The organism is Terribacillus sp. AE2B 122, from assembly GCF_902497585.1.
GTDB lineage: Bacteria > Bacillota > Bacilli > Bacillales > Amphibacillaceae > Terribacillus > Terribacillus saccharophilus_A.
Genome location: NZ_LR700942.1, coordinates 461,330 through 470,966 on the forward strand (window position 1 = coordinate 461,330; position 9,637 = coordinate 470,966).

The following is a 9,637-nucleotide window of genomic DNA, read 5'->3' on the forward strand; positions in this document are numbered from 1 at the left end:
GTGCTCGGTTGCGTGTCGGGAAACACGGTAAAGAAATGATGGTCAATGCGGCGCCGATCATTGTCGATGGAAAGCTTCGCGGAAGTGTTGGTGTCCTACATGATATCTCTGAACTGCACGAATTGCAGGATGAAGTGCAACGAGCCCGAAAGATTATCCGTAGTCTGGAAAATAAATACACGCTGAATGATGTTATATCTGAATCGGAAACGATGCAAGTCACACTTGAACAAGTCAAATTCGCTGTAAATGCAGATGCGCCGTGTCTGCTGCGAGGGGATGCAGGTGTAGGCAAGGGTATGTTTGCTGCTATTATCCATAATGAAAGTAAACGACGCCATCGGCCGTTTATCCGAGTCGATTGTGCAGTTGGTGATGAAGAAAGTTTAGAAAAACAGCTATTCGGATCACTGCGCAACAATCACACTACTGGAATGATTGAAAAAAGTGACGGCGGCACACTGTTTCTGGATGATATAGATGGTATGCCGATTCGTGTCCAGGAAAAGCTTTCAGACTTCATGACTACAGGTAAACTGCAGCTCACCTCCGGGAAATTGAAACAAGTGGATGTTCGGATAATAGTTAGTGCGCGTCATCCTTTAGAACGCGCGGTTTTCGAAAAACGATTTTATGAACCGTTCTTCGAGAGGCTAAAGCGTATAACAATCTATATACCAGCTTTAGTTGAGCGGATGAAAGATTTCGAAGGACTGTTATCCACAATTGTCCACAAGCAGAATCAGCTGCTGCAATGTTCTGTTCAATCTGTTTCTGAAGCATCAATAAGTGTATTGAAAGATAAGAAATGGTCCCATAATGTGAAAGAGCTGGAAACAACAATAGCCCAAGCAATGACATTCCTGGAAAAGACGGAACATGTCATCCAACCGAAGCATCTGCAGATTTCATCCTTGGATCAGCAATTCTTAGCGGGCACTTTACAGGAACAGGTGGAGAACTTAGAGAAGCAGCTGATTGAATCAGCTCTTCGGGCGAACGACTTTAATAAAAAAGCGACGGCAGATCAGCTTGGAGTGTCGATTCGTAATCTTTACTATAAGATGGATAAATATGATTTTGATAGAAGTGGCATGCAAGATTTTTCATAATGGGGAAGGAAGAATACGATGCATAAGTTTACCGCTCTTGAAAAAATGGCAGCTGCGAAGCAGGGTTTTACTATTGCAATAGCAGCTTCAGATGACCCTTCCATTCTTAAGGCAGTAAAGAAAGCGGCGGATCAGCAGATGGCAACATTTCTGCTGTATGGAGATATTGATCGGCTGAAGCAGTTTATGAAGGAAGAACAGCTGACAGAAGATAAAATTACCTGCATCCACGCACCATCCGCAGACAGAGCCGCAGATATGGCGATAGAAGCCTGGAAATCAGGCAAGGCGGATATGCTGATGAAAGGAATTGTCAGCACAGATGTCTTGGCGGGTAAGATATTGAAGGATAAAACGATGCTCAAGCCAGGCAGCATCCTGTCGCAGCTCGCTATCTTTGATATTCCGTCTTATCATAAGTTGCTTTTCTTGACGGATGCAGGTATTAATATCGCACCGTCCTTAGAGATGAAGAGGAAAATCTTAGATAACGCCGTATCTGTTTACACGAAGATGCTCCACACAGAACCTAAAGTCGCCGCACTTGCCGCTACTGAAAAAGTGAACTCTGCCATGCCGGCGACGACTGACGCAGCGCTGCTTTCTGTCATGCAGCAGCGTGGGCAGGTTACAAATTGTCAAATTGATGGTCCGCTCGCACTGGATAGTGCTTTATCTGCACAGTCGGCTGCTATCAAAAAAATTGATTCAACTGTTGCGGGAGATGCAGACATACTATTGGTCCCGGAAATTGAAAGTGGAAATATGCTATATAAATCCTTTACCTATACAGCAGGAGCTGTAAGTGCCTCCTTGCTTGTCGGAACAAAATCACCTGTTATCCTCACATCACGTGCGGACGACAGCACTAGTAAATATTTTGCAATATGCTTCGCAATAGCGGCAGCATCACTTGCCTAGGAGGAATTAAGATGAAAATCTTTGAAACGTTGGAACAATACGATTATGAACAGCTAGTCCTTTGCCAGGATAAAGAATCCGGTTTGAAAGCAATCATCGCAATCCATGACACAACACTCGGTCCGGCTCTTGGCGGCACAAGAATGTGGACATACGCAACAGAAGAAGAGGCAATCGTCGATGCACTGCGACTGGCAAAAGGTATGACGTATAAAAATGCTGCTGCAGGTTTGAATCTTGGCGGAGGAAAGACAGTTATTATCGGGGATCCGAAAAAAGACAAAAACGAAGCGATGTTCCGCGCATTCGGCCGTTACGTACAATCTTTGAATGGCCGCTACATCACAGCAGAAGATGTTGGCACGACAGTAGAGGATATGGAGCTTATCCATACAGAAACGGATTTCGTAACTGGTATCTCTGCTGAATCTGGCTCATCAGGCAACCCATCTCCAGTAACAGCTTATGGCGTATACAAAGGAATTAAAGCGTCGGCCAAAGAAGCATTCGGTGATGACAGCTTGGAAGGAAAGACTATTGCTGTACAAGGTATCGGAAATGTTGCTTATGCTTTGTGTGAACATCTTCATGCAGAGGGTGCCAAACTGATTGTCACTGACATTAACAAGGAAGCTGTCCAGAAAGCAGTTGAAGCATTCGGAGCAACTGCAGTAGACCCGGATGATATTTACGGTGTTGAATGTGATATCTTTGCTCCTTGTGCTCTCGGCGCAGTAATCAATGACGATACATTGCGTGTGTTGAAAGCGAAAGTAGTAGCTGGAGCTGCAAACAACCAGCTGAAAGAAGAACATCACGGACAAATCCTGTTCGAACGCGGTATCGTTTATGCACCTGACTATGTGATCAACTCCGGCGGTGTTATCAACGTTGAGGATGAATTACATGGCTACAACAGAGAGCGTGCGCTTCGCAAAGTAGAAACAATCTATGACAGCTTGCAGCGCGTATTCGAAATTGCAAAACGTGATGACATTCCGACTAGTCTTGCTGCTGATAGAATGGCTGAGGAGAGAATCGAAACAATGCGCAGATCCAGAAGCCAATTCCTGCGTAACGGTCATCATACTTTAAGCAGAAGATAATAACGAGGGGGAAACCGCGTGCAAACAGCAGAAAACCGTATTTTAGCTATTAATCCAGGTTCTACTTCTACGAAAATCGGTGTGTTTGATGACGAGCATAACATTTTTGAACGAGTGATCCGCCATGATTTAGAAGATATTGGCGGATTTGAAAAAGTGATGGATCAGTACCAGTTTCGGAAACAAATCATTTTGGATGCATTGGATTTCGAAGGTATCAACGTATCGAAGCTAACTGCGGTCTGTGCACGCGGCGGACTGCTCCGTCCGCTTGAGGGCGGTACATATCGTGTGAACGAAGCAATGCTTGCTGATCTTAAAGCAGGCTATAATGGCGAACACGCCTCCAATTTAGGAGGATTGATTGCTTATGAAATTGCAAGCAGCCTTCATATACCGGCTTTCATCACTGACCCTGTTGTGGTCGATGAATTGGATCCGCCGGCACGGCTTTCTGGGTTGCCTGGAGTGGAGAGAAAGAGCATTTTCCATGCATTGAACCATAAAGCTATTGCACGCAAAGCGGCAGCTGCCAAGGATAAGATTTACGAGGAAGCTAATATTATCGTCGTGCATCTTGGAGGCGGAATTACTGTCGGTGCACATCATCATGGACGCGTGATCGATGTGAACAATGGATTGAGCGGAGAAGGACCTTATACACCCGAACGCGCAGGAACAGTTCCGGCTGGTGATTTGATTGAGCTGGCTCTAACCGGTGAGTACACGAAGAATCAGCTTCTAAAGATGCTGACGACCAAGGGTGGTTTCATGGGTTATCTCGGTACGAATGATGGAAGACTTATTGCCGACCGGATTAAAAAAGGCGATCAAGAAGCAAGGGTGATTTTTGAAGGCATGGTGTATCAGACAGCGAAAGAAGTTGGCGCAATGAGCGTCGTTCTCTCTGGAGAAGTCGATGCGATTGCAGTGACTGGCGGGCTTGCAAATGATGAGCTGTTTATCTCCATGCTAAAGGATCGAGTGAGCTGGATTGCTGATGTGCTTGTGTATCCAGGTGAAAACGAGCTTCGTGCTCTAACGGAAGGTGCACTTCGTGTCATGCGAAAAGAAGAAGCGGCAAAAGTTTATGTCGTATAGGAGGCAGAAACAATGGTAAGAGAATATGACATTGTCATCTTAGGAGGCGGTACGGGCGGATACGTAGCCGCTATCCGTGCTTCCCAATTAGGTTTGAAGACAGCTATTGTGGAAAAAGCAGAGCTTGGCGGAACTTGTCTGCACCGAGGATGCATCCCATCCAAGGCATTACTCCGTTCCGCTGAGATTTACCGGCAAACAAAGGAAGCAGCAGCTTTCGGTATACATACAACAGATGTACGTCTGGACTTTTCAGGAGTACAGCAAAGAAAAGAAAAAATCATCGATCAGCTGCATCGCGGTGTTCAGCACTTAATGAAAAAAGGTAAGATTGATGTTTTCCAAGGATACGGCAGAATCCTCGGACCTTCTATTTTCTCTCCGACAGCAGGAACGATTTCTGTGGAATTTACCGACGGCAGTGAAAATGAAATCTTACTTCCGAAAAACGTAATCGTTGCAACAGGTTCCTCTCCCCGTTCCTTACCAGGTATCGAATTTGATGAATCTAAGATCCTTAGTTCTGAAGGTGCGCTGGCGCTGCAGGAGCTTCCGGAAAGCATGACGATTATCGGTGGAGGTGTTATCGGAATCGAGTGGGCATCGATGCTCCATGATCTCGGTACAAAAGTTACCGTACTCGAATACCAGGATCGAATCCTGCCTACTGAAGACGAACATATCAGCAAGGAAATGTTCAAGCAGCTCAAAAAGCGCGGTATTGTTATCCATACAAATGTGCAAGTGGAGAACGCTGCAGCTGATGAAAGCAAGGTAACGGTCAAGGCGCAGATGGACGGAGAACAGCAAGTTTTCGTTTCTGATAAGATTCTAGTCTCTGTTGGTCGTACGGCGAATGTAGGAGACATCGGGCTGAAAAATACTGATATCCAGTTATCAGAGCAAGGTTTTATCCAGACGAACGCTTTTTATCAGACGAATGAATCCCACATTTATGCAATCGGCGATTGTATTGGCGGTATGCAGCTGGCACATGTTGCCTCCAGAGAAGGCATGATCGCGGTAGAGCATATTGCAGACGTTCAAACGGAAAGCTTGGATTACAGCATGGTTCCTGCATGTGTCTACAGCTTCCCGGAAACAGCAAGTGTTGGTTTGACAGAGGCACAAGCGAAAGCAGAAGGTTATACGGTTAAAACAGGAAAAATGAGTTTCCAGGCAATCGGAAAAGCATTGGTATACGGCGAGTCTGAAGGCTTCGTGAAAATAATCGCCGATGAGAAGACAAACGACCTACTAGGCGTGCACATGATTGGTCCACACGTGACTGATATGATCTCAGAAGCTGCTCTTGCCAAGCTGCTTGATGCGACGCCTTGGGAAATTGGTCAGACGATTCATCCGCATCCGACACTCTCGGAAATTATCGGAGAAGCGGCACTTGCGGTTGATGGAGAGCAAATCCATGGCTAAGATATTGAAGAAAGGGGGAGCGGCGATGTCAGAAACAAGACATGCTTCTCTTGGAATATCAGACGAAAAAGTATTGGAAATGTATAAGTGGATGCTCCTGGCAAGGAGAGTAGATGAACGTATGTGGCTCTTGAACAGAGCTGGTAAAATACCGTTTGTTATTTCTTGTCAAGGACAGGAAGCAGCGCAGGTTGGTGCTGCAATGGCGTTGGATAGAGACATCGATTATCTTTTGCCTTATTATCGTGACTTAGGCTTAGTAATGCCGTTTGGTATGACTGCGAAAGATTTGATGCTATCTGCATTCGCAAAAGCGGAAGATCCGAACTCCGGCGGCCGTCAAATGCCAGGACATTTTGGGAAGAAGTCTTCTCGAATCGTCACTGGTTCTTCACCTGTGACAACACAAGTGCCGCATGCTGTTGGTTTTGCGCTAGCTGCCAAAATGGAAAAGAAACAGCTGGTCAGTTTTGTAACATTAGGTGAGGGTTCCTCAAACCAAGGTGATTTCCACGAAGGTTTGAATTTTGCAGGTGTTCATAAATTACCGGTAATTACGATGGTTCAAAATAATAAATATGCCATCAGTGTGCCTCAAGAAAAACAGCTTGGCTGCGTGAATGTGTCTGATCGCGCTCAAGGGTATGGCATGCCAGGATTTACGATTGACGGTAATGATCCTTTAGCTGTATATCAAACTGTGAAAGAAGCGCGAGAGCGTGCACTGAATGGAGAAGGACCTACGCTTATTGAGACAGTAGGATACCGTCTCACACCGCATTCCAGTGATGACGATGATATGACATACCGGGAAAAGCAAGAAGTCGAGGAAGAGCGTAAGAAAGATGGATTGCTGACATTCGGTGCCTATCTGCGTGAAACTGGAGTTCTGACAGAAGACTTAGAAAACCAAATGGAAGAAGAAATTAAGCAAATCGTAAATGAAGCAACAGACTATGCTGAGCATGCTGAAGATCCGGAACCGGAATCCGCACTGCTTCATGTGTATGCCGATTAAGGGGGAGAAATAATGCCAGTAATGTCCTATATCCAGGCAATTACGCAGGCGATGCGTGAAGAAATGGAAGCAGATGAAAAAGTATTCGTATTAGGAGAAGACGTCGGAAAAAAAGGCGGTGTGTTCCGAGCTACAGATGGCCTGTATGATACATTCGGTGCAGACCGTGCACTGGATGCACCTCTTGCAGAATCGGCAATCGCCGGTGTTGCAGTAGGTGCTGCGATGTATGGTTTAAAGCCGATTGCTGAAATGCAGTTCGCTGATTTCATCATGCCGGCGGTTAACCAAATCGTCTCAGAAGCAGCAAAGATCCGTTACCGATCCAATAACGACTGGACTTGTCCAGTTACGATACGTGCTCCATATGGCGGTGGCGTCCATGGTGCTTTATATCATTCCCAATCCGTAGAGGCGGTTTTCGCTAACCAGCCTGGCTTGAAGATTGTTATGCCTTCCACACCTTATGACGCGAAAGGGCTCTTAAAAGCAGCTATTCAGGATCCGGATCCAGTATTGTTCTTTGAACATAAACGTGCTTACCGTCTTATCAAAGGTGAAGTGCCAGCTGACCCGTACACGTTACCGATTGGAAAAGCAGATGTGAAACGCGAAGGTTCCGATATAACGGTTATTACGTACGGCTTATGTGTGCATTTTGCACTGCAGGCGGCTGAAAAGCTTGCTGCTGAAGGTATCGAAGCACATATCCTTGATCTGCGTACCATTTATCCGCTTGATAAAGAAGCGATCATCGAGGCTGCTTCCAAGACAGGAAAAGTTTTGCTTATTACAGAAGATAACAAAGAAGGCTCGATTATTGGTGAAGTTGCAGCAATCATCGGAGAGAATTGCCTCTTCGACCTGGATGCGCCGATTCAGCGACTGGCAGCACCCGATGTGCCAGCGATGCCTTATGCGCCTAGTACAGAGAAATACTTCATGGTCAATCCTGCTAAAGTGGAAGCAGCCATGCGAGAATTAGCGGAATTCTAAACGAGGTGTAATGATGACGATAGAAAAAATAACAATGCCAAAGCTTGGTGAAAGTGTCACAGAAGGTACGATTAGCACGTGGCTCGTCAAACCAGGTGACCAAGTAAGTAAATATGATGCCATCGCAGAAGTGATGACAGATAAAGTCAATGCAGAAATCCCAAGCAGTTTCACTGGTGTGATCAAAGAATTGGTTGTGTCCGAAGGTGATACGGTCGAAGTAGGCACGCTGATTTGCACAATTGAAACGGAAGAGGCGGGAGAGAAGAAGCAAACAGATACACCTTCATCTGCTGCAGCTGAAACAGAATCAATCAGTACTGCTACTCCTGATACAGCGATGAAATCACGTTATTCACCAGCAGTTATGCGGCTTGCACAAGAAAATGACTTGGACCTTTCCGCTATTACAGGCACCGGGAAAGGCGGACGGATTACACGCAAGGACGTCGAAGCAATCATTGCGTCTGGTGAGAAGCCGCAAAAACAAGAGCAAAAGCAAACAGCAACTGCAGATACACCATCACCTGTACGTGATGAGCAGACAACTGAACCAGCAAAAGTAACACAATCAGACGCTGCTGGTAAAGCTATACCGGTTACCGGTGTTAGAAAAGCTATTGCAAATAATATGGTTAAAGCAGCAACTGAAATTCCGCATGCATGGATGATGGTGGAAGTGGATGTTACTGACCTGGTTGCTTACCGTAATAAGGTAAAGGATACATTCAAAGAAAAAGAAGGTTATTCGCTAACTTTCTTTAGTTTCTTCGTAAAAGCTATCGCGCAGGCACTGAAAGAATTCCCGCAGCTAAACAGCTCTTGGGCAGGCGATAAAATCATCCAGCATGACGACGTAAATATTTCTATTGCGGTAGCAAAAGATCAGGAATTATTTGTCCCGGTCATCCAATCTGCTGATGATTTGAGTGTAAAAGGTGTTGCAAAACAAATTACGAACCTTGCTAAAAAAGCTCGTACAGGTAAACTAACAGCAGCTGACATGCAAGGCGGAACATTTACGGTGAACAACACTGGCTCCTTTGGTTCAGTCCAAAGCATGGGCATCATCAACTATCCGCAAGCAGCAATATTGCAAGTAGAATCGATTGTAAAACGGCCAGTCATCATCAATGATATGTTCGCTGCTAGAGATATGGTGAATCTGTGTCTCAGCCTGGATCATCGAGTTCTTGATGGTTTGATCTGCGGACAATTCATGGCTAGAGTGAAAGAGATTCTGGAGAACGTATCCGAATCAACGATGCCGGTCTACTGAGAAGTTCAAAGAAATTGAAAGAGACTGAAATTGCTGATACACTTAAAATAGTGTAAAAGGAGGAATACCGATGGCAGATTTCAGAATGTTTATGAACGATATTGTAACGACTGCTAGAAAAGATCTTACCGATGCAGGATATACAGAATTAACAACACCGGAGGACGTGGATTCCACTCTTAAAAACTCCGGAACAACACTTGTAATGATCAACAGCGTCTGTGGATGTGCCGGCGGGATTGCTCGCCCGGCAGCTGCGCATAGTCTGCATTATGACAAGCGCCCTGATCAGCTTGTGACGGTTTTCGCAGGTCAGGATAAAGAAGCGACAGAGAGAGCTAGACAATATTTCACAGGCTTCCCGCCAAGTTCTCCGTCATTTGCTTTCTTAAAGGATGGCGAAATTGTTACGATGATCGAACGTCATGATATCGAAGGTCATGAGCCGATGGAGGTAGTCAATAGACTGCAATCATTGTTTGATGAGCATTGTAAAGAAGTTTGACAGAAGAAGTCCCCATCCATTGGATGAGGGACTATTCTTCTTTTGATCACTTTTGACGAGGAGCACCATTGTGAAAATAGGTTACCGTACGATTAAGACTGCGGTAGGAACACCGCTCGCGATATGGATAGCGGAGCTTCTGCAGCTGGAAAACAGTGTATCAGC

Annotated in this window: 10 protein-coding genes; all 10 read left to right on the forward strand. The window is 45.5% G+C overall.

Annotated elements, in window-relative coordinates; translation table 11 throughout:
• Positions 1 to 1,112 (forward strand): sigma 54-interacting transcriptional regulator (locus AE2B122_RS19000; RefSeq protein ID WP_217468066.1); only part of this gene is annotated, 1,112 nt, incomplete at its 5' end.
• Between the two features lie 18 nt (positions 1,113 to 1,130).
• A complete protein-coding gene (locus AE2B122_RS02380) occupies positions 1,131 to 2,033 on the forward strand; it encodes a phosphate acyltransferase (protein WP_175072990.1) in 903 nt (300 codons plus the stop codon).
• Between the two features lie 11 nt (positions 2,034 to 2,044).
• A complete protein-coding gene (locus AE2B122_RS02385; RefSeq protein ID WP_095217988.1) occupies positions 2,045 to 3,139 on the forward strand; it encodes a Glu/Leu/Phe/Val dehydrogenase in 1,095 nt (364 codons plus the stop codon).
• A gap of 18 nt (positions 3,140 to 3,157) precedes the next feature.
• Complete coding sequence (gene buk, locus AE2B122_RS02390) at positions 3,158 to 4,240, forward strand: butyrate kinase (protein ID WP_175072991.1); 1,083 nt, start codon at positions 3,158 to 3,160, stop codon at positions 4,238 to 4,240.
• A gap of 12 nt (positions 4,241 to 4,252) precedes the next feature.
• Positions 4,253 to 5,674 (forward strand): dihydrolipoyl dehydrogenase, encoded by a 1,422-nt coding sequence (gene lpdA / locus AE2B122_RS02395; protein WP_175072992.1) that lies wholly within the window; start codon positions 4,253 to 4,255, stop codon positions 5,672 to 5,674.
• Positions 5,667 to 6,692, forward strand: coding sequence for a thiamine pyrophosphate-dependent dehydrogenase E1 component subunit alpha (locus AE2B122_RS02400; RefSeq protein ID WP_371809484.1), 1,026 nt, complete (start codon positions 5,667 to 5,669; stop codon positions 6,690 to 6,692). The genes lpdA and AE2B122_RS02400 overlap by 8 nt, the downstream gene beginning before the upstream one ends.
• A 12-nt stretch (positions 6,693 to 6,704) precedes the next feature.
• Positions 6,705 to 7,688, forward strand: a complete 984-nt coding sequence (locus AE2B122_RS02405) for an alpha-ketoacid dehydrogenase subunit beta (RefSeq protein ID WP_038561108.1) — start codon at positions 6,705 to 6,707, stop codon at positions 7,686 to 7,688.
• A gap of 13 nt (positions 7,689 to 7,701) precedes the next feature.
• Positions 7,702 to 8,967: a dihydrolipoamide acetyltransferase family protein gene (locus AE2B122_RS02410; protein ID WP_175072993.1), complete on the forward strand. Its 1,266-nt coding sequence runs from the start codon at positions 7,702 to 7,704 to the stop codon at positions 8,965 to 8,967.
• 70 nt (positions 8,968 to 9,037) lie between these two features.
• Positions 9,038 to 9,472, forward strand: coding sequence for a BrxA/BrxB family bacilliredoxin (locus AE2B122_RS02415; RefSeq protein ID WP_095217983.1), 435 nt, complete (start codon positions 9,038 to 9,040; stop codon positions 9,470 to 9,472).
• Positions 9,473 to 9,542: 70 nt separating this feature from the next.
• Positions 9,543 to 9,637 (forward strand): aromatic acid exporter family protein (locus AE2B122_RS19070; protein WP_254593418.1); only part of this gene is annotated, 95 nt, incomplete at its 3' end.

Bases quoted from the DNA above. Each gene is read 5' to 3' on its own strand.
- lpdA (WP_175072992.1), top strand. From the start codon at position 4,253: ATGGTAAGAGAATATGACATTGTCATCTTAGGAGGCGGTACGGGCGGA.
- AE2B122_RS02405 (WP_038561108.1), top strand. From the start codon at position 6,705: ATGCCAGTAATGTCCTATATCCAGGCAATTACGCAGGCGATGCGTGAA.
- AE2B122_RS02385 (WP_095217988.1), top strand. From the start codon at position 2,045: ATGAAAATCTTTGAAACGTTGGAACAATACGATTATGAACAGCTAGTC.
- AE2B122_RS02410 (WP_175072993.1), top strand. From the start codon at position 7,702: ATGACGATAGAAAAAATAACAATGCCAAAGCTTGGTGAAAGTGTCACA.
- AE2B122_RS02415 (WP_095217983.1), top strand. From the start codon at position 9,038: ATGGCAGATTTCAGAATGTTTATGAACGATATTGTAACGACTGCTAGA.
- AE2B122_RS02380 (WP_175072990.1), top strand. From the start codon at position 1,131: ATGCATAAGTTTACCGCTCTTGAAAAAATGGCAGCTGCGAAGCAGGGT.
- AE2B122_RS02400 (WP_371809484.1), top strand. From the start codon at position 5,667: ATGGCTAAGATATTGAAGAAAGGGGGAGCGGCGATGTCAGAAACAAGA.